Annotated in this window: 27 protein-coding genes; 11 read left to right on the top strand and 16 right to left on the bottom strand. The window is 66.7% G+C overall.

Annotated elements, in window-relative coordinates:
* Window positions 1-113: 113 nt before the first annotated feature.
* Window positions 114-944 carry an exodeoxyribonuclease III gene (locus SPDO_RS10150; RefSeq protein WP_245829366.1) on the top strand — a complete coding sequence of 277 codons (831 nt, stop codon included), beginning with the start codon at window positions 114-116 and terminating at the stop codon, window positions 942-944.
* Complete coding sequence (gene ribA / locus SPDO_RS10155) at window positions 941-1,990, top strand: GTP cyclohydrolase II (RefSeq protein WP_088367349.1); 1,050 nt, start codon at window positions 941-943, stop codon at window positions 1,988-1,990. The genes SPDO_RS10150 and ribA overlap by 4 nt, the downstream gene beginning before the upstream one ends.
* On the opposite strand, the gene SPDO_RS10160 is transcribed toward ribA, so the two are convergent.
* Both SPDO_RS10160 and SPDO_RS10165 read right to left on the bottom strand, forming a co-directional pair.
* Window positions 1,987-2,652, bottom strand: coding sequence for an HAD family hydrolase (locus SPDO_RS10160; protein ID WP_088367350.1), 666 nt, complete (start codon window positions 2,650-2,652; stop codon window positions 1,987-1,989). The genes ribA and SPDO_RS10160 overlap by 4 nt on opposite strands.
* Entirely contained in the window at window positions 2,649-3,344 is a 696-nt protein-coding gene (locus SPDO_RS10165; protein WP_088367351.1) for a YggS family pyridoxal phosphate-dependent enzyme, read from the bottom strand. The genes SPDO_RS10160 and SPDO_RS10165 overlap by 4 nt, the downstream gene beginning before the upstream one ends.
* 22 nt (window positions 3,345-3,366) lie before the next feature.
* Here SPDO_RS10165 and SPDO_RS10170 point away from each other — a divergent pair, with 22 nt between their 5' ends.
* Entirely contained in the window at window positions 3,367-3,894 is a 528-nt protein-coding gene (locus SPDO_RS10170; RefSeq protein WP_245829368.1) for a thiamine phosphate synthase, read from the top strand.
* 49 nt (window positions 3,895-3,943) lie between these two features.
* Here the strand turns inward: SPDO_RS10170 and SPDO_RS10175 are convergent, their stop codons facing one another.
* On the bottom strand, window positions 3,944-4,648 hold the full coding sequence (locus SPDO_RS10175) for a hypothetical protein (protein WP_245829370.1): 705 nt from the start codon (window positions 4,646-4,648) through the stop codon (window positions 3,944-3,946).
* 222 nt (window positions 4,649-4,870) lie between these two features.
* On the opposite strand from SPDO_RS10175, the gene SPDO_RS10180 reads away from it, so the two are divergent.
* The 4 genes from SPDO_RS10180 to holA are packed head-to-tail and all read left to right on the top strand — an operon-like array spanning window position 4,871 to window position 9,348.
* A complete protein-coding gene (locus SPDO_RS10180) occupies window positions 4,871-5,305 on the top strand; it encodes a DUF3576 domain-containing protein (protein WP_088367352.1) in 435 nt (144 codons plus the stop codon).
* 10 nt (window positions 5,306-5,315) lie between these two features.
* The gene (gene leuS, locus SPDO_RS10185; RefSeq protein WP_088367353.1) at window positions 5,316-7,826 is read left to right on the top strand and encodes a leucine--tRNA ligase; all 2,511 of its coding nucleotides are present in this window, start codon (window positions 5,316-5,318) and stop codon (window positions 7,824-7,826) included.
* Window positions 7,823-8,335 (top strand): LPS assembly lipoprotein LptE, encoded by a 513-nt coding sequence (gene lptE / locus SPDO_RS10190; RefSeq protein ID WP_088367354.1) that lies wholly within the window; start codon window positions 7,823-7,825, stop codon window positions 8,333-8,335. Before leuS ends, lptE begins: the two co-directional genes overlap by 4 nt.
* Entirely contained in the window at window positions 8,332-9,348 is a 1,017-nt protein-coding gene (gene holA, locus SPDO_RS10195; protein ID WP_088367355.1) for a DNA polymerase III subunit delta, read from the top strand. The genes lptE and holA overlap by 4 nt, the downstream gene beginning before the upstream one ends.
* A gap of 94 nt (window positions 9,349-9,442) precedes the next feature.
* Here the strand turns inward: holA and SPDO_RS10200 are convergent, their stop codons facing one another.
* The 6 genes from SPDO_RS10200 to SPDO_RS10225 are packed head-to-tail and all read right to left on the bottom strand — an operon-like array spanning window position 9,443 to window position 14,969.
* Complete coding sequence (locus SPDO_RS10200) at window positions 9,443-10,345, bottom strand: ParB/RepB/Spo0J family partition protein (RefSeq protein WP_088367356.1); 903 nt, start codon at window positions 10,343-10,345, stop codon at window positions 9,443-9,445.
* On the bottom strand, window positions 10,342-11,124 hold the full coding sequence (locus SPDO_RS10205; protein ID WP_088367357.1) for a ParA family protein: 783 nt from the start codon (window positions 11,122-11,124) through the stop codon (window positions 10,342-10,344). The genes SPDO_RS10200 and SPDO_RS10205 overlap by 4 nt, the downstream gene beginning before the upstream one ends.
* Window positions 11,121-11,741: a 16S rRNA (guanine(527)-N(7))-methyltransferase RsmG gene (locus tag SPDO_RS10210; RefSeq protein ID WP_088367358.1), complete on the bottom strand. Its 621-nt coding sequence runs from the start codon at window positions 11,739-11,741 to the stop codon at window positions 11,121-11,123. Before SPDO_RS10210 ends, SPDO_RS10205 begins: the two co-directional genes overlap by 4 nt.
* Window positions 11,741-13,462, bottom strand: coding sequence for a tRNA uridine-5-carboxymethylaminomethyl(34) synthesis enzyme MnmG (gene mnmG / locus SPDO_RS10215; RefSeq protein ID WP_088367359.1), 1,722 nt, complete (start codon window positions 13,460-13,462; stop codon window positions 11,741-11,743). Before mnmG ends, SPDO_RS10210 begins: the two co-directional genes overlap by 1 nt.
* Entirely contained in the window at window positions 13,462-14,733 is a 1,272-nt protein-coding gene (gene mnmE / locus SPDO_RS10220; RefSeq protein WP_088367360.1) for a tRNA uridine-5-carboxymethylaminomethyl(34) synthesis GTPase MnmE, read from the bottom strand. The genes mnmG and mnmE overlap by 1 nt, the downstream gene beginning before the upstream one ends.
* Window positions 14,733-14,969, bottom strand: coding sequence for a DUF6489 family protein (locus SPDO_RS10225; RefSeq protein ID WP_088367361.1), 237 nt, complete (start codon window positions 14,967-14,969; stop codon window positions 14,733-14,735). Before SPDO_RS10225 ends, mnmE begins: the two co-directional genes overlap by 1 nt.
* Before the next feature lie 123 nt (window positions 14,970-15,092).
* Here SPDO_RS10225 and SPDO_RS10230 point away from each other — a divergent pair, with 123 nt between their 5' ends.
* On the top strand, window positions 15,093-15,794 hold the full coding sequence (locus tag SPDO_RS10230) for a dienelactone hydrolase family protein (protein ID WP_088367362.1): 702 nt from the start codon (window positions 15,093-15,095) through the stop codon (window positions 15,792-15,794).
* A 48-nt stretch (window positions 15,795-15,842) separates the two neighbouring features.
* On the opposite strand, the gene SPDO_RS10235 is transcribed toward SPDO_RS10230, so the two are convergent.
* The 3 genes from SPDO_RS10235 to cysD form a co-directional block, all read right to left on the bottom strand.
* Complete coding sequence (locus tag SPDO_RS10235; protein ID WP_088367363.1) at window positions 15,843-16,580, bottom strand: 3'(2'),5'-bisphosphate nucleotidase CysQ; 738 nt, start codon at window positions 16,578-16,580, stop codon at window positions 15,843-15,845.
* Between the two features lie 2 nt (window positions 16,581-16,582).
* Window positions 16,583-18,499 carry a sulfate adenylyltransferase subunit CysN gene (gene cysN, locus SPDO_RS10240; protein WP_088367364.1) on the bottom strand — a complete coding sequence of 639 codons (1,917 nt, stop codon included), beginning with the start codon at window positions 18,497-18,499 and terminating at the stop codon, window positions 16,583-16,585.
* Window positions 18,500-18,662: 163 nt separating this feature from the next.
* Window positions 18,663-19,571, bottom strand: coding sequence for a sulfate adenylyltransferase subunit CysD (cysD, locus tag SPDO_RS10245; RefSeq protein WP_088367365.1), 909 nt, complete (start codon window positions 19,569-19,571; stop codon window positions 18,663-18,665).
* Between the two features lie 78 nt (window positions 19,572-19,649).
* Between cysD and SPDO_RS10250 the strand changes: the two genes are divergently transcribed.
* A complete protein-coding gene (locus SPDO_RS10250) occupies window positions 19,650-20,606 on the top strand; it encodes a hypothetical protein (RefSeq protein ID WP_088367366.1) in 957 nt (318 codons plus the stop codon).
* Window positions 20,607-20,615: 9 nt separating this feature from the next.
* Here SPDO_RS10250 and pdeM read toward each other — a convergent pair whose 3' ends face one another.
* The 4 genes from pdeM to SPDO_RS10270 all read right to left on the bottom strand — a co-directional run bounded on the left by pdeM (window position 20,616) and on the right by SPDO_RS10270 (window position 23,533).
* The gene (gene pdeM / locus SPDO_RS10255) at window positions 20,616-21,278 is read right to left on the bottom strand and encodes a ligase-associated DNA damage response endonuclease PdeM (RefSeq protein ID WP_088367367.1); all 663 of its coding nucleotides are present in this window, start codon (window positions 21,276-21,278) and stop codon (window positions 20,616-20,618) included.
* Between the two features lie 165 nt (window positions 21,279-21,443).
* Window positions 21,444-22,316 (bottom strand): MipA/OmpV family protein, encoded by an 873-nt coding sequence (locus SPDO_RS10260; protein WP_211280044.1) that lies wholly within the window; start codon window positions 22,314-22,316, stop codon window positions 21,444-21,446.
* 67 nt (window positions 22,317-22,383) lie between these two features.
* Complete coding sequence (locus SPDO_RS10265; RefSeq protein ID WP_169716254.1) at window positions 22,384-22,767, bottom strand: DUF2141 domain-containing protein; 384 nt, start codon at window positions 22,765-22,767, stop codon at window positions 22,384-22,386.
* Complete coding sequence (locus SPDO_RS10270) at window positions 22,739-23,533, bottom strand: sterol desaturase family protein (protein ID WP_088367368.1); 795 nt, start codon at window positions 23,531-23,533, stop codon at window positions 22,739-22,741. The genes SPDO_RS10265 and SPDO_RS10270 overlap by 29 nt, the downstream gene beginning before the upstream one ends.
* Window positions 23,534-23,688: 155 nt before the next feature.
* Here SPDO_RS10270 and crtY point away from each other — a divergent pair, with 155 nt between their 5' ends.
* Entirely contained in the window at window positions 23,689-24,858 is a 1,170-nt protein-coding gene (gene crtY / locus SPDO_RS10275; protein ID WP_088367369.1) for a lycopene beta-cyclase CrtY, read from the top strand.
* On the top strand, window positions 24,855-26,339 hold the full coding sequence (locus SPDO_RS10280; RefSeq protein ID WP_088367370.1) for a phytoene desaturase: 1,485 nt from the start codon (window positions 24,855-24,857) through the stop codon (window positions 26,337-26,339). The genes crtY and SPDO_RS10280 overlap by 4 nt, the downstream gene beginning before the upstream one ends.
* The last annotated feature ends 22 nt before the right edge of the window (window positions 26,340-26,361 follow it).

Consider the following 26,361-nt stretch of genomic DNA (forward strand, 5'->3'; position numbering starts at 1 on the left):
AATATGCCCCGCGGCGGATGCCGGGAGCAGCCCGGCATGACGGGTTTTAGAGGCAGCTATTCCACAACCATCGGCAGTTTGCGCGGATCGTTGGACCCCGGATCACGTCCGGGATGACGGGTATGTTGTGGGGCGAGCATACGCTCGCTAAGTCACCGCGCGTGAAGATCGTCAGCTGGAACATCAACTCGGTTCGCTTCCGCCTCGCCATTGTCGAGCAGTTCCTGCGCGAGGCGCAGCCCGATGTGCTGTGCCTGCAGGAAACCAAGGTGATCGACGCCGATTTCCCGTTCGAGATGTTTCGCGCGCTCGGCTACGAGCACATCCTGATCCACGGCCAGCGGATGCACCATGGCGTGGCGATCATCAGCCGCGTGCCGGTCAGCGCGGACGACCGGCTCGACTGGCAGGCCAATCAGGAGGCGCGGCACATCGGCGTGCGGCTGCCCAACGGCGTGCGGCTGGAGAATGTCTATGTGCCCGCCGGCGGGGACGTGCCCGACCGCGAGGTGAACGCGAAGTTCGGGCAGAAGCTCGATTTCGTCGCGCGCATGACGGACTGGTCCGCGGCGCTCGATGTCCCGACGATCCTGACCGGCGATTTCAACATCGCGCCGCTGCCGAGCGACGTGTGGAGCCACAAGGCGCTGTTGAAGGTGGTCAGCCATACGCCGATCGAGGTGGAGGCGCTCGATCGGCTAAAGGCGTCGAACGACTGGGTCGACCTGGGGCGGCAGTTTCACCCCGCGCCGGCGCGGTTGCACACCTGGTGGAGCTATCGCTCGCCCGATTGGACCAAGAACGATCGCGGGCGGCGGCTCGACCATATGTGGGCGACGGGAGACGTCGCGGCGGCGGCACAGTCGCACCAGGTATTCGAGGCGTGCCGTAGCTGGCTGAAGCCATCAGACCATGTGCCGATCATGACGGAGTTCGCCTTTTGACCGACGCCCGCCACGCCGCCAGAGCGATCGACGCGCTGCGGCGCGGCTGGCCGATCCGCATCGGCGCGCTGGCGCTGCTGCCGATCGAGACGGGCGATCCGCGCCGGCTGGCGGCATTCGATCCCGAAGGGGTGGCGCCGGTGCTGCTCTCCGCGGGGCGGGCCGAGACGTTGAAACTGGCCAATCAGCGCGCGGCCGCGGTGCCCGATGCGCCGGTGCTGGTGGAGCGGGCACCTTGGGTGGATTTTGCCATGGCGACGGCGCTGGCCGATCCGCAGCTTGATCTCGCGACACCGATGAAAGGGCCGTTTCGCGCGATTCCGGTCCTGTCGCCCGAGGATGCGGCGGCGGCGCTTCGGCTGGCGCGGATTGCGGGGATGCTGCCGGCGTTCTTCGTGCTGGCGGATGGCGCGGCCGAGGTCATGCTGTCGGCGGCTGACATCGACGCGCATGAGGATGCCATTCGCCTGACGATCGCCGCGCGCGCACGGCTGCCGGTGGCGCATGCCGAGGATGCGGAGATCGTCGCCTTCCGCACGCCCGAAGGGCCGGGGGAGCATGTCGCGCTGCTGATCGGTGCGCCGAACGGCCGGCCGCCGTTGGTGCGGCTCCACAGCGAATGCCTGACAGGTGACGCGCTCGGCAGCCTAAAATGCGATTGCGGGCCGCAGCTCGACGCGGCGCTGAAGGCGATTGCGGCGGCGGGATGGGGCATCCTGCTGTATTTACGGCAGGAGGGTCGCGGGATCGGGCTGGTCAACAAGCTGCGTGCCTATGCGTTGCAGGACCAGGGGTTCGACACGGTCGACGCGAATACCCGGCTGGGCTTTGCGATCGACGCGCGCGATTTCGGGGTGGCGGCGCGGATGCTCGACCTTTTGGGGCAGCGCGAGGTCCGTCTGTTGACCAACAACCCCAACAAGGTTGCTGGACTGGAGGCGCGCGGGATCACGGTAACCGAGCGGGTGCCGCATTTCCTGCCGACGAACCCGCACAACGAGCAATATCTGGCGACCAAACGCGATCGCACCGGGCACCAGTTCTAGAGCTTCAGGAGCCTGCGGACCTCGTCGAAATCATGCGCGATGGCGTGGACGCCGATGTCGCGCAGCGTGGCGTCATGGCCGGGCAGGCAATGCTGGCCCGCGCACAGCCCGATCACATGCCCCCCGCTCGCCACCGCGCCGGTCGCGCCCACCGGTGAATCCTCGAGAATCGCGCAGCGTTCGATGGGAACGCCGAGCTGTTTGGCGCCGTACAGGTAGAGATCGGGGGCGGGCTTGCCGCGGGTGACGTGCTCGGCGCCCGAATAGAGGTGATCGCCAAAGACGTCGGTGAGGCCGAGATGCGCGAGGTGCGTGCGGATCCAGCGGGTCGAGCTGGACGAGACCACCGCCTTGGGCAGATCGGCAGGGAGGCCGCGCACGAACGCGACCGCGCCGGCGACTTCCTCAATGCCTTCGGCGAGCACGCGGTCGTTCTCGGCCATGCGCTCTTCGGTCCAATCGGCCGGCAGCGGCCCGCCGATGAACGCCTCGACACGGGCGATGAAGTCGCGGCCGGACAGACCCATGAAATTGGCCATCGATTGCTCGGGCGTGATCGCGTGGCCGCGCGCGGTCAGGAAATCGGCAATGTGCTTGTTGCCGAGATATTCGCTCTCGATCAGCACCCCGTCGAAATCGAAGAGCAGGGCGTCGAACGTCATGCGCGCTTCCTGAAGCCGGTGGGGGTCCGGACCACGGGGCGATCGCCGAACAGCGCGGAGCCGATGCGCACGTGCGTCGCCCCGATCATCACCGCGGTCTCGAAATCGTCCGACATGCCCATGCTGAGGCCGGTGATGCCATTGTCGCGGGCCAGCTTGGCAAGCAGCGCGAAATAGGGCGCTGCCTCAGTATCGGCAGGGGGCAGGCACATCAGCCCGGCGACTGGCAGGTCGGCCGTGCGAGCCTCGGCAATCAGCGCGGGGAGATCGGCGATGGCGCAGCCGCCCTTCTGTTCCTCGGCGCCGATGTTCACCTGGAGGAAGCAGGTGGGGCGGCGGTCTTGCGCGTCCATCGCCTTGGCCAGCGCGGTGATCAGCGAGGAACGATCCACCGCATGGATCGCGTCCGCCATCGCCACCGCATCGGCGGCCTTGTTCGATTGCAGCTGACCGATGAGGTGGAGGCGGGCGTCGGGGTAGGGGTCCTTCAGCGCGGGCCATTTCGCCTGCGCCTCCTGCACGCGGTTTTCGCCAAAGTCGCGCTGACCGGCGGCGAGCAAGGGCTCGATCGCCTCGGCCGGATGCGTCTTGGAGACGGCAATCAGCGTGACGTCAGCGGTGTCGCGGCGCGCCAGCTTGGCGGCGCGGGCGATACGGTCGCGAATGGCGGCGAGACGGTCGTCGGCGTGCATCGGGCGGGCTATACGACCGCGCATGAGCCGCCGCCACCCTGTCCAGAAGTCCGACATCCCGACGGTTTGGTTGATGACCGATGAGCGGATGGGCGAGGGGATGTGGCAGGCGGTGGAGCGGCTACCGCGCGGTGCGGGGATCGTTTTTCGCCATCATGCGACGCCGGCTGCCGAACGGAAGCGGCTGTTTGCGCGGCTGCTGCGGATCGCGCGGCGGCGCGGGCTGGTGCTGGTGCGGGCCGGCACGCTGCCGATGGCGGGAGAGATGGGGGTGCATGGCGCGCGCGGACATGGGCTGGTGACCTGGCCCGTGCACGACTGGCGCGAGGCTCGCGCGGCACGGCGCGTCGGCGCCGATGTGGCCTTCGTCTCGCCGGTCTTCGGCACGCGATCGCACCCCGGCGCGGCGTTCCTTGGCGTTCACACGGCCGCTCGCCTTGCGCGTACCCTGCCAATGGTCCGCGTGGCTCTGGGCGGTATGAATGCGCGGCGTTTTCGGCGGCTCAGCGGCTTTGCCGGCTGGGCGGCGATCGATGCCTGGCTATGCTGACGACAGCGCGTTGGCTCCGTCGCGCTTGGCTAACGCCCTCGACCAGCAATCAGAAGCGGAAGGCGGTGCCCACATAGACCGCCTGGCTGTCGCGACGATCGTCGTTGAAGCGGGCCAGCCGCTCACGCTCAGACTTGTAGCGCAGGCCAGCGGTAAGATCGAGGTTGCGGGTCAGCGAATAGGAGCCACCAACATCCAGCGAATAGCTGGGGCCTTCTTCAACCAGATTCTGTGCGCCCGGCAGTGCACGATCCGCCCCAGCCTTCACGCGGCCGGTGAACTTCGGCAGCGAATAGCTGACCGCCAGATCCGCCGCCTCGCGGCTGCCCGGCTCGCCTGCCAGGTCGACCTTGGCGATCTCGCCGGACACGGCAAACCGCTTCCAACCCACGGCAACGCCCAGGTTGTAAGCGACCGGCACAAGCCCGACGGTGGGTGCCGCAGCGGCCGCGGCACGGCCGGCATCGGCAACCTGCGTGGAGCGGGCGCGAACGGCCACCGTCACCGGGCGATTGCCCTGCCGGTTTTCCGACGGCGTGAAGCGGAATTCACTGGTGCCGAGCCCACTGCGAGCGAATGCGGCGGCGAGTCGCGGATCGGCGGCGGCGGGCGTAAAGCCGCTCATCACACGGGAGGCGGTGGGCCGACGCGCGTCGCTGCGGTCCACCTCCGAAGCGCCCGATGCCGGCGCAACGGCAATCGCCGCGGCAATCGCCACGACAGACCCGCCAATAAGCGCACGAACAGTGAACACTGAATGCCTCCGACCCTTGGGAACGCTCGTAGCACGATTCGTTCGCACGTCGCCATGTCCCTCCGTTGCTTTTGGTGAAGGTGTTGCATGCTTTCCACAGCTTGGTTCGGCGCTGCCCGGCTACGCCGACGGCGAACGGCGCGGCAGGGCAGCGCGAACTTGCGGGGCCTAGCCATGCTCTGTAGAGGTCAGCGTCACGATTTTTCCATCAGGACGATGCCCATGTTCCGCCCGTTGCGTTCCGCGCTGGTCGTCTGCGCTGCCCTTGCCATCGCCGGTTGCGGCGGTGGCCAGAAGCGGCCGGGGACCGATCTTGCCGCCAGCCGGATCACCACCATCGGGGTGAACAGCTATCTGTGGCGCGCCTCGCTCGACACGCTGAGCTTCATGCCGCTGCTCCAGACGGATTCGAATGGCGGCGTGATCGTGACCGATTGGTACGTCAACCCGCAGACCCCGGCCGAGCGCATGAAGGTGACGGTGACGATCCTCGATCAGGATCTGCGCGCCGACGCGGTGCGCGTAGCCGCGCTGCGCGAGGTGAACCGCAGCGGCCAGTGGGTGTCGGCGCCGGTCGCAGCAGCGACCACGCAGAAGCTGGAGGATATTATCCTGACCCGCGCCCGCGACCTGCGGCGTGCCTCCTCGGCAAACTGATCGCGCACCAATGAGCCAGCGTTTCAACGCGCTCTCTGCCGACGCCCGCTGGCAGCGGGTGTGGGACGAGCGCAAGACCTTCGCCGCCGACGACGCGTCGCCCAAGCCCAAGAGCTACGTGCTCGAGATGTTCCCCTATCCGTCGGGGCGCATCCACATGGGGCACGTGCGCAACTATACCATGGGCGACGTGCTGGCGCGGTTTCGCCGGATGAACGGCATGGAAGTGCTCCATCCGATGGGGTGGGACGCGTTCGGTATGCCGGCCGAGAATGCGGCGATGGAAAAGGGCGTCCATCCGGGCGGCTGGACGCGCGACAATATCGCCACGATGAAGGCGCAGCTGAAGCGGCTTGGCTTCGCGCTCGACTGGACGCGCGAGTTCGCGACCTGCGACGCGGCATATTACGGGCATGAGCAGGCGCTGTTCCTGAAGTTCCTGGAGGCGGGCCTCGTCTATCGCCGCGAGAGTGCGGTGAACTGGGACCCGGTCGACATGACCGTGCTGGCCAACGAACAGGTGATCGACGGGCGCGGCTGGCGGTCGGGCGCGCTGGTCGAAAAGCGCAAGCTGAACCAGTGGTTCCTGAAGATCACCGACTTTGCCGACGATCTGCTGTCTGGCCTCGGCGACCTCAAGGACTGGCCCGACAAGGTACGGCTGATGCAGGAGAACTGGATCGGCAAGAGCCAGGGGCTGACGTTCCGCTTTGCGCTGACCGACGGCGCGGGGACGGGCGAGGGGGTGGTCGAGGTCTATACCACGCGTCCCGATACGATCTTCGGCGCGAGCTTCGTCGCGGTGGCGGCGGATCACCCGCTGGCGCAATCGGTCGCGGCTGGCGATCCGGCGGCACAGGCGTTTATCGAGGAATGCCGCCGCGGCGGGACGACCGCAGCCGAGCTGGAGACGCAGGAAAAGCAGGGCTTCGACACCGGGTACAAGGCGGCGCATCCGTTCGATCCGTCGCTCCTGCTGCCGGTGTACATCGCGAATTTCGTGCTGATGGATTACGGCGTCGGCGCGGTGTTCGGCGTGCCTGCGCACGACCAGCGCGATTTCGAATTCGCCAGCAAGTACCAATTGCCGATCCGCCGCGTCGTGTCGGACGGCGACAAGGATGCGCCGGCGTTCGACGGGACCGAGGCGTATACCGGTCCGGGCACGCTCGTGAATTCGCACTTCCTCGACGGCATGGACATCGAGGAGGCCAAGCGCGAGGTCATCACCCGTGCCGAGGCCGGCGGGTGGGGCGAGGGCACTACGGTGTTCCGTCTGCGCGACTGGGGCATCAGCCGCCAGCGTTATTGGGGCACGCCGATCCCGGTCATCCACTGCGACGATTGCGGCGCGGTGCCGGTGCCGGCCGACCAGCTGCCGGTCACGCTGCCCGAGGATGTGAGCTTTGCGGTGCCGGGCAACCCGCTCGATCGCCATCCGACGTGGAAGCATGTCGATTGCCCGTCATGCGGCAAGCCGGCGGTGCGCGAGACGGACACGCTCGACACATTCGCGGATTCCTCCTGGTATTTCATTCGCTTCGCCAGCCAGCCGGACGACAAGCCGTTCGACCGCGCGGTGGCCGAGCAATGGCTGCCGGTGGGGCAATATATCGGTGGGGTGGAGCATGCGATCCTCCACCTGCTCTATGCGCGCTTCTGGACGCGCGCGCTGCGCCATGTCGGGATGCTTGACGTCGCCGAGCCGTTCGCCGGCCTGTTCACGCAGGGCATGGTGACGCACGAGACGTACAAGTCCTCCGACGGACGCTGGCTGTCGCCGGCCGATATCGAAGGCGGCGTGGAAGTCGCGACGGGAGAGCCGGTGACGGTGGGCCGCGTCGAGAAGATGTCCAAGTCCAAGAAGAACACGATCGATCCCGAGCCGATCGTGGACCAATATGGCGCGGATGCCGTGCGCTGGTTCATGCTGTCGGACTCGCCGCCCGAGCGGGACCTGGAGTGGAGCGAGAACGGTATCGAGGGCGCGTGGCGCTTCATTCAGCGGCTGTGGCGCCTGCTGGGCGACACGGACGCGGCCGAGGGTGAGGATCTGGCGCTGCGCAAGGCCGCGCATCGCACCACCAAGGGTGTGGCGGACGCGATCGAGGGGCTGCAGTTCAACAAGGCCGTGGCGCTGATCTACACGCTCGCCAATGCGATCGAGAAGGCCGCGCCGTCCCAGGACCGGGCAACCGCCACCGACACGCTGCTGCGCCTCGTGGCGCCGATGGTGCCGCATCTGGCGGAAGAGGTGTGGGCGGCGCAGCATGGCGACGGGCTGATCGCCGATGTGGCTTGGCCGGCGGTGGATCCGGCGCTGCTGGTCGACGACGAGGTGACGGTAGCGCTCCAGGTCAACGGCAAGCTGCGCGATACGATCGTGCTGCCCAAGGGCGTGGCGCGCGAGGAAGCCGAAGCGCGGGCGCTGGCATCGGAGAAGATCATGCGTGCCATGGAAGGCAAGCCGCCGCGCAAGGTGATCGTGGTGCCCGACCGCCTGGTGAATATCGTCGCATGAGCCGGATCGCGCCCCTTGCTGCACTGGGTGCCGCAGCGCTGCTGCTGGCCGGCTGTGGGCTGAAGCCGCTGTATGCGGGCGGGAGCTCGGGCACCGTTGCGCAGACGCTGGGGCAGATCGAGGTGGCGCCGATCGAGGGCAAGGCAGGCTGGCTGGTCGCCAACGCGTTGCGCGACCGGCTGGGTGTTGTGCCATCGGGGCAGGGCGCTCGGTATCGGCTGGAAATCAAGCTTGATGACGAGATTACCGGCCTTGCCATCCGCCGCGACGATTCGGTTGCTCGCGAACGGCGCACGCTGCGCGCGCGGTACCAGCTAGTCGCGGTGGACAAGGGCGGGGTGGTCTTGGACGCGACCGCGGGATCGGACGCGGGCATCGACGTGGTCGGTTCCGATTACGCGACGATTGCGGCGGAAAGCACGGCGCTGGAGCGTTTGTCGGAGCGCGTGGCTGACCAGATCGTCACCCGTCTCGCCGTTTATGTGGGGCGCACGCCCAGCGCGCCATGAAGGCGACGGAGGCGCGCCTCAAAGCGGCGCTTGACCGGCCGCCGGCCGATATACGGCTGTATCTGCTCTTTGGTCCGGATGAGGCGGGCGCGCTGGCGCTAGCCGATCGGCTGACGCGGGCGATGGGCCCGGAGGCCGAGCGGGTCGATCTGGACGGTCCGGCGCTCAGAAGCGACCCGGCGCGGCTTGCCGATGAGGCAGCATCACTGTCTCTTTTCGGGGATGCGCGACACATTCGCGTGACCGGTGCCGGGGAGGAAAGCCTCGCCGCCGTCACCGCGCTGCTTGCGGCAGATCGGGCGGGCAACCCCACCGTCATGATCGCGCCGGGGCTGAAGGCCACGTCAAAGGTCACGAAGCTTGCGCTCGATTCATCGGCTGCGATGGCGCTCGCTTGCTATGTGCCGGGCGGTGACCAGCTCGAAGGCATTGCCGCGGATATTGCACGTGAACAGGGGTTACGCCTGGGATCCGGCGTGGCGCGGCGGCTGGCACAGGCGGGCGGCGGCGACCGTGCGGTGATGATGCGGGAGATCGAGAAGCTCGCGCTGTATCTCGATGCCGCGCCGGATCGACCGGTCGACGCAGAAATGACCTCGCTTGCGGCGATTGGTGCCGATCTGGGGGACGTGGAAACCGGGGATGTGATCGCGGCGCTGATCGCCGGGAATCCGGCCGCCCTGGGAGAGGCGTTGCGACAGCTTCAGGAAGCAGGGATCTCGCCCGTGCCATGGCTGCGGGGGCTGGCGCGTCGGCTGGCTGCGCTGGCCGAGATGAAGGGCGAGATTGTGCGCGGCGATGACGTCGGCAGCGTGATGAAGCGGCACCGCGTGTTCTTCAAGGAAGAGGCGAGCACCGCTGCCGCGTTGCGGCGATGGTCGCCGCAAGCGCTGGCCCGGGCGATGACGCTGGTGCGTGAGGCCGAGCGGGCGGTGATGGCGGGCGGGGGAAGCGCGGGCGACGTGCTGGCCGCGCAGGCCATGGTTGATCTGGCCGTAAAGCTGCGCCGCTAAGCCTGCCGGCGGGTGACACGCGGCCGCTCTGCGGCGCTAAACGGCCTTTTTCAGACAGTGCCGGCCAGATCTTTCGGAACGCGCGCGTCGCGCGTCAGATCGGCTCGCCGCTCAGCCGCTGGCACAACATATCGAGCTGATCGAGCGTGCTGTAGTCGATCGTGATCGCGCCGCCATTCGCTGCATGGGTGATCTTCACCCGCAGCCCGAGCAGATCGCCAAGCTGGCGCTCCAGAGCGGCAACGTCGGCGTCGTTCGCACCGACAGCCACGGCGCCGGTCTGCCGACGGGGCTTTTTGGCACTGCCCGGCTTGGCGGTCTGCGCGAGCTTCTCGGTCTGACGGACCGACAGCCCCTTGGTCACGACCTGTTCGGCCAGCGCCTCGGCATCGGGGGCCCCGATGATCGCGCGGGCGTGGCCCATCGACAGTGACCCGTTCACGACACGGGCCTGCACCGGCTTGGGCAGGTCGAGCAGACGCAGCAGGTTGGCGACATGGCTGCGAGACTTGTGGACCGTCTTCGCCAGCACTTCCTGCGTGTGGCCGAACTCGTCGACAAGGCGGCTGTACGCCTCCGCCTCCTCGATCGCGTTCAGATCCTGCCGCTGGATGTTCTCGACCAGCGCGATCTGCAGCGTTTCGCTGTCCGTATAGTCGCGGACGACCACCGGCACTTCATGGAGGCGAGCCCGCTGCGCCGCGCGCCAGCGGCGTTCACCCGCGACGATCTGGTAATTGTGACCGTGCGGACGCACCACGATCGGCTGGATGATGCCGCGCTCGGCGATCGAGCCGGCGAGCTCGTTCAACGCATCATCGTCGAAATGGCGGCGCGGCTGATCGGGGTGGGGCGCGATCGCGCTGACCGGGATCATGCGAACGCCGGTGGTCGCAACGCCATTCAGGTCCGATGGGGCATCATCGCGCGCAATGTCGCCGAGCAGCGCGCCCAGCCCGCGGCCAAGACCGCCGCGCGGTCGCCTGGTATCGGTCATGCTGCCACCTCATCAACTTGGGGGAGGCGCGCGATCAGTTCGCGCGCCAACGCGATGTACGCCTGCGATCCGCTGCACCGGTGATCGTAGATCAGCGCGGGCATGCCGTGGCTGGGCGCCTCCGAGAGGCGAACGTTGCGTGGGATAACCGTCTCGAACACCACCTGGCCGAGCACCGCCCGGACATCCGCGGACACCTGCTCCGTCAACCGGTTGCGGCGATCGTACATGGTCAGCGCCACGCCGATGATCGACAGTGCAGGGTTGAACCGGGCGCGAATGCGCTCGACGGTGGTGAGTAGCTGGCTCAACCCTTCGAGCGCGAAAAACTCGCATTGCAGCGGCACGAACAACGCATCGGCGGCGACCATCGCGTTCATCGTCAGAAGGCCCAGCGACGGGGGGCAATCGATCAACGTGATGTCCCAACGCGGCGGTGCGGCGTCGAGCGCCCGGTGCAGGCGATGGGTGCGCTGCTCCAGCTCGACCAGCTCGATCTCCGCGCCGGACAGATCGACAGTGGCGGGTAGAACGTCGAGGCGTGGCACGCTGGTGCGCACGACGGCCTCCTCAACAGGAGCCTGATCGACCAGCACATTGTAGCTCGAGGACGATCGCTCCGCCTGCGAGATGCCGAGGCCGGTGGAGGCGTTGCCCTGCGGATCGAGGTCGATCAGCAGCACGCGTTTGCCCGTCGCGGCGAGCGCCGTTGCAAGGTTGATGGCCGACGTGGTTTTCCCCACGCCGCCCTTTTGATTGGCAACTGCTATTCTGATCATCGGCGCTGCCTCACTTGCCGCGCGCTGACTATGCCGGATTCAGGGCTGGTGACGCTTTGTTCCACGTGGAACAATCCCTCAAAGCGGCGCTGCGCCTCGTTCACCTCTGTCGTGGCGGATTGTCCCTTCGGGAGCAAGTACAGCGTGTTCATCGAGGCGATATGCGCGGTCGATTGCAACAATTCGGCTAACGACGCGACCGCGCGCGCAGATAAAACCGCTGCCGCCAACCCTGCAACACGTTCGACCCTAGACTGGTGAACGGCGACGCGATGCCCGATACCCGCATCATCGACCGCGGCTTGTAGAAATGCCGCGCGCATTCGCCGTGGTTCGATGAGCGCAACCGGACGATCGGTTGCCAGCGCGATGATCATGCCGGGGAAGCCGGCGCCGGTCCCGAAGTCCACCCATAGACCATCATGGTTGGCGGCGAGCGGCAGCAGTTGGGCAGAGTCCAGGACGTGACGCTGCCAGATTGTTGAGAGCGTAGGTTTGGCAACGAGGTTCTGTTGCTCGCTCTCGGCGATGACGGTGGACACGAAGCGTTCGATCGCCGGCATGGCCGCGGGAGACGTGATCGCTTCAACGGCAGCGCGTGCCTCATCTTCGGTCATCAGCGAGCCTTCGCATCGAGCCACAGAGCGGTCAGCGCCGCAGGGGTGACGCCGCGGATGCGCGACGCTTCACCGAGAGTCGTGGGATTGGCCGCTGTGAGCCGCTCGCGCATCTCATTCGACAGTCCGGCGATGCGGGTGAGGGCCGGGCCGGTCGCAATCGTGATCCGATCGTCATGCTTCATCCGCTGGATCTCTGCGGCCTGGCGCGCGAGGTACGGCGCATACCGGACATCCTCTTCATGTTCGCGGACCAGATCGATGTCAAAAGGCTGGGATGTGTCGCCGCGTTGCAGCCGATCGCGTTGCGCCATGCGGTCGGCCACATGCGCGCGACGGCCAGGCGACAGGAGACCGAGCGCTTCGGCCGACGCGGAAAGCCGCGCCTCGGCATTGTCGGCGCGTAGGGCAAGTCGATACTCGGCGCGCGCGGTGAGCATCCGATAGGGTTCGCTAATGCCCTGCAGCACCAGATCGTCGATCATGACGCCGATATAGCTGGCGCTCCGATCCGGTAGCAGCGGAGCCGCACCGAGCGCCGCGGCGGCCGCATTGGCACCGGCAACGAGGCCTTGTGCGGCGGCCTCCTCATAACCGGTCGTCCCATTGATCTGGCCGGCGAGGAACAGGCCGGTGAGGTGCGGGAGCGCTAGCGTGGCGTCTAGGGCGCGGGGGTCGATGTGATCATATTCGACAGCATAGCCGTGCATGGTGACGGCCACCTGCTCAAGACCCGGAATGGTGCGAAGGAAAGCCTCCTGCACATCTGAGGGGAGGGAGGTAGAGATGCCATTCGGGTAGACGACGTGATCGTCGAGACCCTCGGGTTCGAGAAAGACCTGATGACCATCACGATCGCCGAACCGGCGGATCTTGTCCTCGATTGAGGGGCAGTAACGTGGGCCCTGCCCCTCGATCGCGCCGGTCTGCATGGGCGAGCGATGCAGGTTGTCTGCGATGATCGTGTGGGTCTCGATCGTCGTGCGCGTGATGGCACAGGCGAGCTGGGGCACAGCGCGCCCCCTGGTCATGGGCGACATCGTCCAGGGATCGAGGTCTGAGGGTTGTGGCTCCAGCCGTGCCCAGTCGATCGATCGACCATCCAGACGCGGGGGTGTTCCGGTCTTCAGGCGACCCATCGGGAGGCGTAGCGCGCGCAGCTGTTGGGCGAGCGGCAATGCGGCAGCCTCACCGACGCGACCGCCGGGGAGTTGCTCCTCGCCGCGGAATAATTGTCCGCCGAGGAAGGTGCCGGTCGCCAGTACCACGCTGCGTGCCGTGAGAAGGTCACCCGTGGCGAGTTCGATGCCGGTGACGGCATCACCTGAGATCATCAGCGCGACCGCTTCTCCGGCGATGACAGTCACCAGTGGTTCCGCCGCGATCATCGTCTGAATAGCAATAGCGTAGAGGCGGCGGTCCGCCTGGATGCGCGGGCCTTGGACGGCAAGGCCCTTGCTGCGGTTGAGCATGCGATGGTGTATCGCGGCGGCATCGGCGGCGCGGGCCATCAGCCCGTCATATGCATCCACCTCCCGAACAAGGTGACCTTTTCCGAGGCCACCGATCGACGGATTGCACGACATTGCGCCAATCTTGGCCGGGTCATGGCTAATCAGTGCAACGCGCGCGCGGCGTCTGGCAGCTGCGGCAGCCGCCTCAGTACCAGCGTGGCCGCCGCCAACCACGATGACATCGAATGATTGTTCCACGTGAAACACTACTTTCCGACACAGAAGCGCCCGAACAGTGCATCGAGCATGGCCTCAGTCGCGTCCAGGCCAAGCAAACCGGCCAACGCACGTGAGGCGGTACGTAGCTCTTCGGCGCGCAACAGCAAGTCTGGAGTATCCTTCAGTTTCTGAAGCGCGGTTAGTGCGACCGCGATGGTGTGCCGCTGCGCCTCATTAAACGTCGGGCCATCCGGTTCGCCAAGGACGTGATCGGCACGTCGCTCGATCGCCGACCAAAGGTTGTCGATGGTGCTCAGGTCGTGAATCGAAGTGGCCAGCGCAGCGTGGCTCGGCGACGAACGGCGGTCGGCCTGTGCATGGACGGGAATGGCGCGGGGGTCGGCGGCGACGCTATCGCTCAGATCGAGGATGATGTCGGCGGCGGCGACTGCTTCGCGCGCGCGGGCGATGCCGATCTGCTCGATCGGATCGTCGGTCGCGTCGCGCAGCCCGGCGGTGTCGACCAAAGTGTAGATGCGGCCGCGGCGCACGATGCCGGCTTCCACCCGGTCGCGCGTCGTCCCCGCGATCGGCGACACGATGGCGGCGTCGCGGCCGATCAGCGCATTGAGCAGCGATGACTTGCCGGCGTTGGGCGGGCCGACGAGGACGACGCGGATGCCGTCGCGATACCGCTCGACAGCAGGGCGGGCGAGGGTCTGACGTAGCGCCGTCGCTAGCGCATCGACCTGACGGTCGATCAGCTTGCTGTCGACCGGCGAGACGTCATCCTCGTCGTCGAAGTCGAGGCTCGCCTCGACCAGGGCGCCGATCTGCGCAAGGTCGGTCATCCATTGCTGGATCATGCGGCTGACTGCGCCATCCGCGCTTTCGATCGCCAGGCGACGCTGCTGCTCCGTTTCGGCCTCGAGCAGGTCGGCGAGCCCCTGCGCCTGGACCAGGTCGATGCGACCGTTCGAGAGCGCGCGGCGGGTGAACTCGCCCGGCTCTGCCGGTCGCAGACCGGGTTGCTGCGCGAGTGCCTGTTCAACCGCCGCTACGACCGCGCGGCCGCCGTGCAGGTGCAGTTCGACGAGGTCTTCGCCCGTCGCGGTGTTCGGCGCGGGGAAGAGGAGGACGAGCACCTGATCCAGCGGCTGCTCGGCCTCGTCGCGCAACGTCCTGACGGCGGCGTGGCGCGGGCGGGGCAAGGATCCAGCGAGCCGGGTGCCAGCCGCTATGGCCGCCGGCCCGCTGATCCGCAGCACGGCGATCGCCGCGGGGGGGCGGCCGCTGGAAACGGCGAAGATCGTGTCCATCAACTGCCCGGCTTGGTCGCCTGGTCGAACATCTGACGCCACATGGCGGTGCTGGCTTCGCCCATCGGCGCCCAGTTCTTGACCATGGACTGGAGCGTGTCGGGGCTGATCGTGCTTTGCTCCATCGCCTTTTGCAGCTGCGACACATAGTGATCCTGCAGCGGGGATAGATCCGGCAGGCCCATGAAGCGGCGGGCCTCCTCGGGTGAACAATCGATTTCAATGCTGATCTTCATGCGCCAAGCTCCCTTGAGCAGTGCGGTGGAGGACGATAGCGTCGCCCGTACCCCTTTATGCCCGCGATGCCGCGTCGCTCCAAGCTGCGTGGTGGGGGCTCATCAATCGAGAGGATTAGACGCATGGGTGAGATGATCGACGTTGCCGCGCTGAACGACGAGGGCAGCTTCAAGGCCTATCGCGCCGATCCGAGCGGCACACCGACGGCGGCGATCATCGTCATCCAGGAGGTGTTCGGCGTGAACCCGGGCATTCGGCAGAAGTGCGATCGACTGGCCGAGCAGGGCTATCTCGCGATCGCGCCGGATCTGTTCTGGCGGATCGAGCCGGGTGTCGAGCTGAACCCCGATGTGCCTGAGGAGCTGCAACGCGGGCTCAACCTCTTCGGGAAGTTCGATCAGGACGCGGGCATTCGCGACATCGAGGCGACGATCCATGCAACGCGGAAGCTGCTTGGCGGCACCGGCAAGGTGGGTGCCGTCGGCTATTGTCTCGGCGGGCGGCTGGCGTTCATGACGGCGTGCCGGACCGACATCGACGCGGCGGTTGGGTATTATGGGGTCGGGATCGACGGCTTGCTGGGCGAAAAGCACGCCATCGCCAACCCGGTCATGCTGCACATCGCCGGGGAGGACGGGTTTGTCGACAAGGCGACGCAGCAGAAGATGCACGAGGGGCTAGACGACCACCCTAAGGTCACGCTGTACGATTATGCCGGCGAGGATCACGGCTTCGCGACCGAGATGGGTGACCGCCGCTCGGAGCAGGCGGCTCAGCTCGCCGATGAGCGGACGGCGGCGTTCTTCCGCGAGCATCTGGCCTGATGAATGGGTGGGCCGATCCTGAGGAGGGTCGGCCCACCATGAATTGGGTCAGGCGGGCTTCGCCTCGTTGACCAGATCGAGCACCTGCGCCGCTAGCGGCTTGGGGCAGATCAGCAGATCGGGGAGGTAAACGTCCTCCTGATTGTAGACGAGCGGGCTGCCGTCGATCCGCGAACAGTGCAGCCCGTGCGCCAGCGCAACGGCGACCGGCGCGGCGGAATCCCACTCATACTGACCGCCCGAGTGGAGGTAGATGTCGGCCTCGCCGCGCACCACGGCCATCGCCTTTGCGCCGGCCGAGCCCATCGGGACGAGCGTGGCGCCGAGCCGCTCCGCCACCATCACCGCCTCTGTGGCCGGCCGCGTGCGGCTGACGAGCATGCGCAAGGGATCGGCGGGGGCGGGAACCGGCTGCGGCCGATCGGAGCGTAGCACCAGACCGGCGCCCGGCAGTGCCACCGCGCCGACTGTGGCGACGCCGTTGATCGCCAGGCCGACATGGACCGCCCAATCCTGTCGCGACTCGCCATATTCGCGGGTGCCGTCGACCGGATCGACGATCCAGACGCGTGACTTGCCCAAGCGATCACCGTCGCACTTCATCTCTTCGGACAGCAGGCCATCGTCGGGACGGGCCGCGTGAATGGCGTGGACGAGGAACTGGTTGGCGGTCTGGTCGCCCGCCTTTCCCAGTGCCTGGGGCGAGAAGACGCCGGACGCGCGCACTTCAAGAAGGATGCGCCCCGCCGTCTCGGCGAGATGGGCGGCGAGCTCGGCATCGGACATGCTCATGGAATGATCCTCTTGATGATCAGCTCGGCCGCCTCGTCGGGCGTAATCGTCGTGGTGTCGATACGGATCTCGGGATCCTCGGGCGGTTCATAGGGGCTGTCGATGCCGGTGAAGTTGGCGAGCTGCCCCGAGCGAGCCTTGGCGTAGAGGCCCTTTACGTCGCGGCGCTCCGCCTCCGCGAGCGGCGTGTCGATGTGCACCTCGATAAACTCTCCCGGCTGCATCATCTGACGCACCATGTCGCGCTCGGCGCGGAAGGGCGAGATGAAGGCGGTGATGACGATCAGGCCGGCGTCGGTCATCAACCGCGCGACCTCACCGACGCGGCGGATGTTCTCCACGCGATCGGCATCGGTGAAGCCGAGATCCTTATTGAGGCCGTGACGCACATTGTCGCCGTCGAGGAGGAAGGTGTGGCGGTTCATGCGCACCAGCTTCTTTTCGACGATATTGGCGATCGTCGACTTGCCGGCGCCGGACAGGCCGGTGAACCAGAGCACGACTGGCTTCTGGTTCTTGAGCGCGGCAAGCGTGTCGCGGCTGATGTCGGTCGGCTGCCAGTGGATGTTCTGCGAGCGACGCAGGCTGAAATGCAGCATGCCGGCAGCGACGGTGGCGTTGGTCAGCTTGTCGACCAGGATGAAGCCGCCGAGCTGATGATTGTCGGCATAAGGCTCGAACACGAGCGGCTTGTCGGTGGAGAGGTTCGCGACGCCGATCGCGTTCAGATCGAGTGTCTTGGCCGCGAGCTGCTCCAGGGTGTTGACGTTGACCTGGTATTTTGGCGCCTGGATCGTCGCGGTCGCGGTCTGCGTGCCGAGCTTCAGCCAGTAGGAGCGGCCGGGCAGCATCTCTTCCTCCGCCATCCAGACGAGGGTCGCCTCGAACTGGTCGGCGACCTGCGGCGGCGCGCTTGCGGCGGCTATCACGTCGCCGCGCGAGCAATCCACCTCGTCGGCGAGGGTGAGGGTGACGGATTGGCCAGCGACGGCCTCGTCAAGATCGCCATCCAGCGTGACGATCCGCGCAATCATGGAGGTCTTGCCCGAGGGAAGGATGCGGACGGGATCGCCCGGCTTGATCGTGCCGGTGGCGACCAGACCGGCAAACCCGCGGAAGTCGAGATTGGGACGGTTCACCCATTGCACCGGCAGGCGGAACGGCTTGGCCTGATCTGCCTCCGCGTCGATCTCGACCGTTTCGAGGTGCTGGACCAAAGATGGGCCGGTGTACCACGGCGTGTTGGGAGAGGGCGCCGTGATGTTGTCGCCCCTGAACCCGGAGATCGGCAGGGCGGTGAAGCTGGTGATCCCGATCGAGTTAGCGAAGCCGCGGTAATCGGCGACGATCTCGTCGAAGCGCGCCTGATCGTAGCCGACGAGGTCCATCTTGTTCACGGCGAGCACGATGTTCCGGATGCCGATCAGGTGCGCGAGATAGGAGTGCCGGCGGGTCTGGGTGAGCACACCCTTGCGCGCGTCGATCAGGATGACGGCGAGGTCGGCGGTTGATGCGCCCGTTACCATGTTGCGAGTATATTGTTCGTGGCCGGGCGTGTCGGCGACGATGAACTTGCGCTTCTCGGTCGCGAAAAAGCGGTAGGCGACGTCGATGGTGATGCCCTGTTCGCGCTCGGCGGCGAGACCGTCGACGAGCAGCGCGAAGTCGATCTCCTGTCCCTGTGTGCCGACCTTCTTCGAATCGGATTCCAGCGCGGCGAGCTGATCCTCGAAGATCATCTTCGAATCGTAGAGGAGGCGGCCGATCAGCGTGGACTTGCCGTCGTCGACGCTGCCGCAGGTGAGGAAGCGGAGCAGCGACTTGTGCTGGTGACGATCGAGATAGGCATCGATGTCCTCAGCGATGAGGGTGTCGACCTGGTAGGCGGATTGTTGCTCGGGTGCGTTGGACATCAAAGTGCTCCGTCATGCTGAACTTGGTTCAGCATCCATCGCGCCACCAGCGGTGACAGGGCGTGTCGAGAGATGGACCCTGAAACGAGTTCAGGGTGACGACTGGATGTGAGGCCATAGCGCGCACTCGGCGCGCCAGGCTGCAAAGGAGCATGTTGCAGCATCAGAAATACCCCTCCTGCTTCTTCTTCTCCATGCTGGCGGCGCCGGCATCCTTGTCGATCGCGCGGCCCTGGCGTTCGCTGGTGGTGGTGAGCAGCATTTCCTGAATCACCTCGGACAAGGTGCTTGCCTCGCTCTCGACGGCGCCGGTGAGCGGATAGCAGCCAAGCGTGCGGAAGCGGATCGAGCGTTCGACCGGCACTTCGCCGTCGTTCAACGGAAAGCGCTCGTCATCGACCATCAGGAGCAGGCCGTCGCGCTCGACGGTGGGGCGCTTCGCGGAGAAATAGAGCGGGACGATGGGGATGTCGTTCAGCTGGATATATTGCCAGATGTCGAGCTCGGTCCAGTTCGAGATCGGGAAGACGCGGATGCTTTCGCCCTTGGCCTTGCGCGCATTGTAGAGGTTCCACAGCTCGGGCCGCTGGTTCTTGGGATCCCAACGGTGGTTGGCAGAGCGGAAGGAGAAGACCCGCTCCTTGGCGCGGCTTTTTTCCTCGTCGCGGCGCGCGCCGCCGAAGGCGACGTCGAAGCCGTATTTGTCGAGCGCCTGCTTCAGCCCCTCGGTCTTCCACATATCGGTATGCAGCGGGCCGTGATCGAACGGGTTGATGCCGCGCGCCTCGGCGTCCGGATTCTTGTGCACGAGAAGCTCCATGCCGCTTTCGTGCGCCATGCGATCGCGCATCTCGTACATCGCCTTGAACTTCCAGGTCGTGTCGACGTGGAGGAGTGGGAAGGGGGGCGGTGCCGGATAGAAGGCCTTGCGCGCGAGATGCAGCATCACGGCCGAATCCTTGCCGACCGAATAGAGCATCACGGGGCGTTCACTCTCCGCAACAACCTCGCGCATGATGTGGATCGATTCCGCTTCGAGCCGTTCAAGGTGCGTGAGCGTGCGGGCGGCCATTGTCGAAATTCCCGATTGTTTGCGCCGAGCATGTCACTCCTAGCGTGACACGGCGCCTCCCAAATGGGAGGGTAGGGGATGGCGCTAACGCGGGCGGACGAGACGGACCTGCTGTTGCCGCTCCACGAGGGGCTGCACGAGGCGCAGCCGTGGGCCACCTTTCTTGGCCGGCTACGCCAGCGGGTGCGTGCCGACGCGGTAGAGCTGGTGATCGCGCCGGACGGACAGGCGGCTGAGCGGCGGATTGCGGTGCCGCCCGGCGCAGCGGTGGCGGACGATCGTATGTGGCGCGCCGGATTGCGGCCCGGGCGCGCCTATTCGGTGGAGCATGGGCCAGGTTTCGGCCAAGTGGTGCGGGTTGACGAGCCGGGCGGTGCGGCCGCGTGGCTGGCGATCCGACGTGCGACGCGGGACTTTTCCGCTGCCGATGCGGCGTTGCTTGCCCGGCTGGCGCCGCACCTTGCGATTGCGCTGCGGACGCGCGTGGCGCTGGATCAGGCGGGTATGGATGCAGAGCTTTCTGAAGCGGCGCTGCGCCGGGCTGGTGTCGGCTGGGTTGGCGTTGACGCGGACGGGCGCGTGCTCGCGCTTTCCGACGGTGCGGCCGAGGTGCTGGGGGCGCGATGGGCCGGAGTGGGGCTGGGTGGCGGTGACGTTGCCGCGGCGCTGGACGGGGCAACTGCGCGCCTGGTGCGGGTGCGTGATCCGGGGGCGTGGATGCTGCTGGTGTCGCTCTCCGTCACGCCGCTTGCCACGCCGGCGGTGGCGCTGATCGGCCTGATCCTTGTGCCGCGTACGGGCGACGAGGCGGGGCGCGTGGCGGTGTTGGGGGATCTGTTCGGCCTGCCGCCGAGCGAAGCGCGTTTGGCGGCGGCGCTGGCAGCTGGCGCGAGCCTGACGGAGGCGGCCGGGCAGCTGGGTCTTACGATCGAGACGGCGCGCAATTACTCCAAGCGCGTGTTCGCCAAGATGCGCGCGCGGGGGCAGCCCGATGTGGTGCGGCTGATCGGTGCCAGCCTGGCGCGCCTCGTCTGAGCGTGGTGGTCAGGCGGCGAGCGGGAAGCGGAGCAGGCGGTTTTCGACCGGGACCAGCGCGTCTGCCTGCTTGCCCACCGCACGGACGATTTCCGGATGCGTCGCGTCAAGCCCGCCGGTCAGCGAGCCGAAGGCGGGGAGGATCAGTTTCGAGCCGGTCGCGACAAAGCAGCGGCGCGAGATCAGCTTGCCGCGCACGCGCACGCGCAGCTTGGGATGATAGTGACCGGACAATTCGGGGCGCGGCTCGTCGGCGTGCGCGGCGTGACGGAGCATCAGGCCATCGACCAGCGCCTCGTCCACCACATCGCCGCCGCAGCGATCGACGCCATGCGGATCGTGGTTGCCGGTGATCCAGGTCCAGCGTGTGCCGGCGGTCAGCGCGCGCAGCATGTCCTGCGCGGCGGCGGGCAGGCGATCGCAGCCCTGCGTGTCATGAAAGCTGTCGCCCAGGCACCAGACCTCGCGCACGGCCAGCTTGCGCACCAGCGCGGTGAGATCGCTCAGCGTGGCAAGCGAATCGTACGGCGGCAGCATCTGGCCGCTGCGCGCGAACCAGCTTGCTTTCTCCAGATGCAGGTCGGCGACGAGCAGCGCGTCGCGCGCGGGCCAATGGATCGCGCCCTCGCCAAGAGGCGTCAGCATCTGGCCGCCGAACGAAAGGGGAACCATGATCGCGCCATGCCCTGTTAGCGGCGGCGAATCAACTATTTGCGATGGATAACGGCCGGTGTGGCGGGTGCTGCGAGGTGAGGCACTTGCCCCCTTGTGGTGATCCATTCGGCCCCACCTCGCTGGCGCGCCGTGGGGCGCGCCCTCTCCAACCCGGTTGCGGCGTTAGAAGGTGTAGCCGAGGCCGATGACGCCCAGCCACTGGTTGCGCGAGCCGGCGATGCTGACGGTGGGGCTGGCGGCGACATCGTTGATCAGCTTGCGATAGGTGCCACCGCCGATGATCTTGAAACCTTTCAGCAGGTTGCCGGTCAACGAATAGGTGCCGATCGCGCCCACGGTCCAGCTTTTCCAGCCACCGCGGCCACGGAAGGCGGGGAGGCCCGACACCGCCGCCTGCGCCGGGGTGATGTCGAAATAGGTGCGGACATATTTGTCCTCGATCCGCTCGGCCGAGCCGAACAGGCCGACCGCCGCCTTGGTCGACAGCGGTGTAAAATAGTTGATCGCCGGCTGCCAGATGCCGCTGCGATGCACGCCGGCGACGTCGTGGCGGTAGCTGACCGAGACCGACAGCTTGTCATAGGGGCTGGTGACGACGCCGGTCTTGCCGATGCCGACGAAGCCGCCGAGCTCGATCGCGGTGCCGAGTTCACCCAGCGCGCGGACGCGGGGATCGTCGATGCTCGAGCGACTGCTGCGCATGAAGTTGACGACGCCGATCGGGCCGGCCTGGAAGTCCCAGTCCTGACCCTGCCGGGTGGGAATGAGATCGGCGTTGGCGCGGTTGCCGAGCACCTGGAAGTTGATGCCGCTGACCGAGCCGATCACGCCGGGGACGGGCGCCCAGCGATAATCGTCCGAGCCTTCGTAATCGGGAAGGTAGCCGGCGCCGAGGCCGACGGTGATCGAATCGCCGCCAAGCTCCTGCGCGAGCGCCTCGGCGCTGGTGTCGGCTGCGGGCGCGGTCTGCGCGACGGCGATCGCCGGGGTGAGAAAGGTGACGGCGGCGAGGCCGAGAATATATCTGCTGATCACGTTGCGGTGCGTTCCTGTTGGTTCGCTCCCCAACAAGGCTGCAGCTATTTAGCTCCCGCAATAGGGCTTACAGAATATAGCGAATCTTGATCTGTTGCTCTTCGGCATCACTGTTGATGGTGAAACGCGCGGCCGAGAAACGCGGCGGGCCGAAGCGGATCGCAGGATTGCGGGAAAAGCCGAAGCCTTCGCGCGGGATGCCGGCGATCGTGTCCAGCTTCTTGTTACCATTCTCGTCATGGATCACCGCCACGGCATAATTGCCATAAGGCAAGCCATCGAGGCGCAGCGACCCAGCGGTGGCGGGCACGGAGCGGCGGGTGGCGTTGTGATCGTCGACACAGGTGGGGAAATTGTCCGGCGCCGCCGTTACGCAGACCTGCAGCAGCCCCTTTTCCGAGCGGACCTGGTTGAACCCGACATCAAGCCGCGCGACCGGCGTTGCGCCCATCAGCGGTACCGCGCCCGCGCCGAGCAGCAGCACGCGCCCGGTCGCGCGTGAAATCCCCCAGCCCCTCGTCCGTGCCGCACAGCCGATCCCAGAATCGGAAATAAAGCCCATAATTACACCCGTACCGCTCATGATGGCGCTGATGATGACTCGCCGTGATCAGCCACGCCCCTAATGGCCCCCCCCACATGAACCGGGGAAAAACCTCCCACCCCATATGGTTGGTCACCCCCATAACCGTCATGATCGCAAGGACCACCCCGAGGGCCGCGACGTGGATCGGAATGAGAAAGACCAGTAGCGGAATTGCAACAGCGCCGGTCAGCGCCTCGATCGGGTGAAACGCCATCGCCGCCCAGGCGGTCGGCGGCCGGCTGGCATGGTGCACGGCATGCGCGATCCGGAACGGCTTGGGCCGGTGCATCCAGCGATGCGTCCAGTAGAACCAGGTGTCGTGCGCGAAGAGGAACAGCAGCACCGATACGGGCAGATACCACAAGGGATAGGCGGAAGCGTCGGTATAGATCTGCGTCCAGCCGCGGTTCTGCCACCCCCAGGCGACCACGCCCGCCGGCACGCCGTAGATGGCGGCCGACGCGAGGCTCCACCAGATCTCCCGGCGGATCTGCGGATCGAGGCCGGTGTAGAGGCCGGGATGGCGCACGCGCGTGGCCCAGGCAAAGGCGCCGCTGGTGATGAGATAGCGCACGCCCACGATCATCGTCATCGCGGCGGCGGACAGGAGAATGGCGAGCGCGATGGACATGGCGTCGCTTGTACGGGATGCACCGGGATCGGGAAAGCATCGCCCGCTGGACTGGGGCGGCCACCCGTCAAGCCGCCCGAAAGGGCGTAATTTCGGGACGATGCGCTTCAACGATCCCGCTTCCGTCATCGGGGGTGATGGGCTAGGCCGACGGGATGCCGGTTACCCATGAATGCGACCTCGCCATTGTCGGCGGCGGGCTGGCGGGCGGGCTGATCGCGATGGCGGTAGCGGCCCGGCGGCCCGATGTGACGATCCGCATCGTCGAGGGCGGCGATGTGCTGGGCGGCAATCACGTCTGGTCGTTCTTCGATGCCGATGTGGCCAAGGACGATCGCTGGCTGCTGACGCCGCTCGTCTGCTACGCCTGGCCCGATTACGACATCGCCTTTCCGGCGCATGCCCGCACGATCGCCCAGCCTTATTATTCGATCGAATCGGAGCGGTTCGACGCGGTGGTGCGCAAGGCGTTGCCGGCCGACGCGATCATGCTGGGGCGCAAGGTGCTGGCGTGCAGCGCAACCGCCGTGGTGCTGGCCGATGGCGACCGGATCGAGGCCAAGGGCGTGATCGACGCACGCGGCGCGGGCGACCTGTCGATGCTGGAGGTGGGCTGGCAGAAGTTCGTCGGGCGTACGCTCGATATCCCGGCAGGGCATGGCGTGACGCGGCCGATGGTGATGGACGCGACGGTGGCGCAGCATGACGGCTATCGCTTCGTCTATCTGCTGCCGTTCTCGCCGACGCGCCTGTTCGTCGAGGACACCTATTACAGCGACGGATCGTCGTTGAACGTGCGTGCGCTGAACCACCGGATCGACGTTTATGCCGCGGCGCGCGGCTGGGAGGTCGCGGGCGAGGCGAACGACCTGCGCGAGGAGCGCGGCGCGCTGCCGGTGGTGATCGGCGGCGATTTCGAGGGCTATTGGCGGTGGGGCGGGGCAAAGGTCGCCAAGGCCGGCGCCCGGGCCGGGCTGTTCCACCCGACCACCGGCTATTCGCTGCCCGATGCCGTTCGCCTGGCGGTGCGCATCGCAGCGGCGGACGATCTGAGCGGCGAGGCGCTGCACGAGCTGACGCATGATTATGCGCGCGAACGGTGGGAGGAGCGGCGCTTCTACCGCCTGCTCGACGCGATGCTTTTCCGTGCGGCCGATCCCGATGTGCGCTACAAGGTGCTGGAGCGGTTCTACCGGCTCCATCCGAAACTGATTTCGCGTTTTTATTCGGCGCGATCGACCACCAAAGACAAGTTGCGCGTTCTGGCGGGAAAGCCGCCGGTCCCGGTGCTTCGGGCCCTTCGCGCGATCAGGAACATATCATGAGTAGCCGTGCCATTGTTATCGGTGCCGGGTTTGGCGGCCTGGCGCTTGCCATTCGCCTTCAGTCGGCGGGTGTTGCGACAAAGATCCTGGAAGCACGCGACAAGCCGGGCGGGCGGGCGTATGTCTGGCAGCAGGACGGTTTTACCTTCGATGCCGGGCCGACCGTCATCACCGATCCCGCCTGCCTCGCCGAGCTGTGGGCGCTGAGCGGCGACGAGATGAGCCGCGACGTGACGCTGGAGCCGGTGCAGCCGTTCTACCGGCTCAACTGGCCCGACGGCACCAATTTCGATTACACCAACGACGACAAGGTGCTGCGCGGCGAGATCGCGAAGCTCGATCCCGCGGACGTCGAAGGTTATTCCAAGTTCCTGGAATATTCGGCCGGCGTGTACCGCGAGGGCTATGAAAAGCTCGGCCATGTCGCGTTTCTCGACTTCGCCTCGATGATCAAGGCGGCGCCGGCGCTGGCGAAATACCAGGCGTGGCGGTCGGTCTATTCGATGGTGTCCTCGTTCGTGAAGAGCGAGAAATTGCGCGAGGCGCTGTCGTTCCATACCCTGCTGGTGGGCGGCAATCCGATGACCACCAGCGCGATCTATGCGCTGATCCACAAGCTGGAGCGCGACGGCGGCGTGTGGTTCGCGCGCGGCGGCACCAACCGGCTGGTGGCGGGCATGGTGACGCTGTTCGAGCGGCTGGGCGGCACGATCCGGCTGAACGATCCGGTGGCCGAGATCGAGACGATGGGCGACCGGGTGACGGCGGTGCGCACGCAGAGCGGCTGGCGCGGCGAAGCGGACATGGTCGCCTCCAACGGCGACATCGTCCACACCTATCGCGACCTGCTCGGCTCGTCGCGTGCGGCGGCGCGAACGGCGGCGCGGCTGGAGCGCAAGAAATTCTCGCCCTCGCTGTTCGTGGTGCACTTCGGGATCAAGGGCACGTGGCCGGGCATCCCGCATCACATGATCCTGTTCGGACCGCGCTATAAGGGGCTGCTGGCCGACATCTACGACCATGGCGTGCTGAGCGAGGACTTCTCGCTCTACCTGCACCACCCGACCGTGACCGACCCGAGCCTGGCGCCCGAGGGCTGCTCGACCTTCTACGCGCTGGCGCCGGTGCCGCATCAGGGCAAGTTTCCGGAGGATTGGGATCGCATCGCGCCGATCCTGGAGAAGCGCATCCTCGACGAGGTCGGGCGGCGGCTGATTCCCGATATTCACGAGCGGATCGTCACCAAGTTCAGCTACACGCCGGCCGATTTCTCGCGCGATCTCAACGCGCATCTCGGCAGTGCGTTCAGCCTGGAGCCGGTGCTGACGCAAAGCGCCTGGTTCCGGGTGCACAATCGCGACGATGCGATTTCGAACCTGTATTTCGTGGGTGCGGGCACGCATCCGGGCGCCGGCATCCCCGGCGTCGTGGGCAGCGCCAAGGCGACCGCGGCGCTGATGCTTGAAGGAGTGAGACGGTGATCAAGCGCGTGGCTCTCCGGGT

The sequence above is a fragment of the Sphingomonas dokdonensis genome, assembly GCF_002197685.1.
Taxonomy (GTDB): Bacteria; Pseudomonadota; Alphaproteobacteria; order Sphingomonadales; family Sphingomonadaceae; genus Sphingomonas; species Sphingomonas dokdonensis.

What these genes read in the sequence shown, in the direction of transcription:
- SPDO_RS10150 (WP_245829366.1), top strand. Translation starts at nt 114, where the DNA reads ATGACGGGTATGTTGTGGGGCGAGCATACGCTCGCTAAGTCACCGCGC.
- SPDO_RS10160 (WP_088367350.1), bottom strand. Translation starts at nt 2,652, where the DNA reads ATGACGTTCGACGCCCTGCTCTTCGATTTCGACGGGGTGCTGATCGAG.
- SPDO_RS10165 (WP_088367351.1), bottom strand. Translation starts at nt 3,344, where the DNA reads ATGCACGCCGACGACCGTCTCGCCGCCATTCGCGACCGTATCGCCCGC.
- SPDO_RS10170 (WP_245829368.1), top strand. Translation starts at nt 3,367, where the DNA reads ATGAGCCGCCGCCACCCTGTCCAGAAGTCCGACATCCCGACGGTTTGG.
- SPDO_RS10180 (WP_088367352.1), top strand. Translation starts at nt 4,871, where the DNA reads ATGTTCCGCCCGTTGCGTTCCGCGCTGGTCGTCTGCGCTGCCCTTGCC.
- leuS (WP_088367353.1), top strand. Translation starts at nt 5,316, where the DNA reads ATGAGCCAGCGTTTCAACGCGCTCTCTGCCGACGCCCGCTGGCAGCGG.
- lptE (WP_088367354.1), top strand. Translation starts at nt 7,823, where the DNA reads ATGAGCCGGATCGCGCCCCTTGCTGCACTGGGTGCCGCAGCGCTGCTG.
- holA (WP_088367355.1), top strand. Translation starts at nt 8,332, where the DNA reads ATGAAGGCGACGGAGGCGCGCCTCAAAGCGGCGCTTGACCGGCCGCCG.
- SPDO_RS10200 (WP_088367356.1), bottom strand. Translation starts at nt 10,345, where the DNA reads ATGACCGATACCAGGCGACCGCGCGGCGGTCTTGGCCGCGGGCTGGGC.
- SPDO_RS10205 (WP_088367357.1), bottom strand. Translation starts at nt 11,124, where the DNA reads ATGATCAGAATAGCAGTTGCCAATCAAAAGGGCGGCGTGGGGAAAACC.
- SPDO_RS10210 (WP_088367358.1), bottom strand. Translation starts at nt 11,741, where the DNA reads ATGACCGAAGATGAGGCACGCGCTGCCGTTGAAGCGATCACGTCTCCC.
- mnmE (WP_088367360.1), bottom strand. Translation starts at nt 14,733, where the DNA reads ATGGACACGATCTTCGCCGTTTCCAGCGGCCGCCCCCCCGCGGCGATC.
- SPDO_RS10225 (WP_088367361.1), bottom strand. Translation starts at nt 14,969, where the DNA reads ATGAAGATCAGCATTGAAATCGATTGTTCACCCGAGGAGGCCCGCCGC.
- SPDO_RS10230 (WP_088367362.1), top strand. Translation starts at nt 15,093, where the DNA reads ATGGGTGAGATGATCGACGTTGCCGCGCTGAACGACGAGGGCAGCTTC.
- SPDO_RS10235 (WP_088367363.1), bottom strand. Translation starts at nt 16,580, where the DNA reads ATGTCCGATGCCGAGCTCGCCGCCCATCTCGCCGAGACGGCGGGGCGC.
- cysN (WP_088367364.1), bottom strand. Translation starts at nt 18,499, where the DNA reads ATGTCCAACGCACCCGAGCAACAATCCGCCTACCAGGTCGACACCCTC.
- cysD (WP_088367365.1), bottom strand. Translation starts at nt 19,571, where the DNA reads ATGGCCGCCCGCACGCTCACGCACCTTGAACGGCTCGAAGCGGAATCG.
- SPDO_RS10250 (WP_088367366.1), top strand. Translation starts at nt 19,650, where the DNA reads ATGGCGCTAACGCGGGCGGACGAGACGGACCTGCTGTTGCCGCTCCAC.
- pdeM (WP_088367367.1), bottom strand. Translation starts at nt 21,278, where the DNA reads ATGGTTCCCCTTTCGTTCGGCGGCCAGATGCTGACGCCTCTTGGCGAG.
- SPDO_RS10265 (WP_169716254.1), bottom strand. Translation starts at nt 22,767, where the DNA reads ATGGGCGCAACGCCGGTCGCGCGGCTTGATGTCGGGTTCAACCAGGTC.
- SPDO_RS10270 (WP_088367368.1), bottom strand. Translation starts at nt 23,533, where the DNA reads ATGTCCATCGCGCTCGCCATTCTCCTGTCCGCCGCCGCGATGACGATG.
- crtY (WP_088367369.1), top strand. Translation starts at nt 23,689, where the DNA reads ATGCCGGTTACCCATGAATGCGACCTCGCCATTGTCGGCGGCGGGCTG.
- SPDO_RS10280 (WP_088367370.1), top strand. Translation starts at nt 24,855, where the DNA reads ATGAGTAGCCGTGCCATTGTTATCGGTGCCGGGTTTGGCGGCCTGGCG.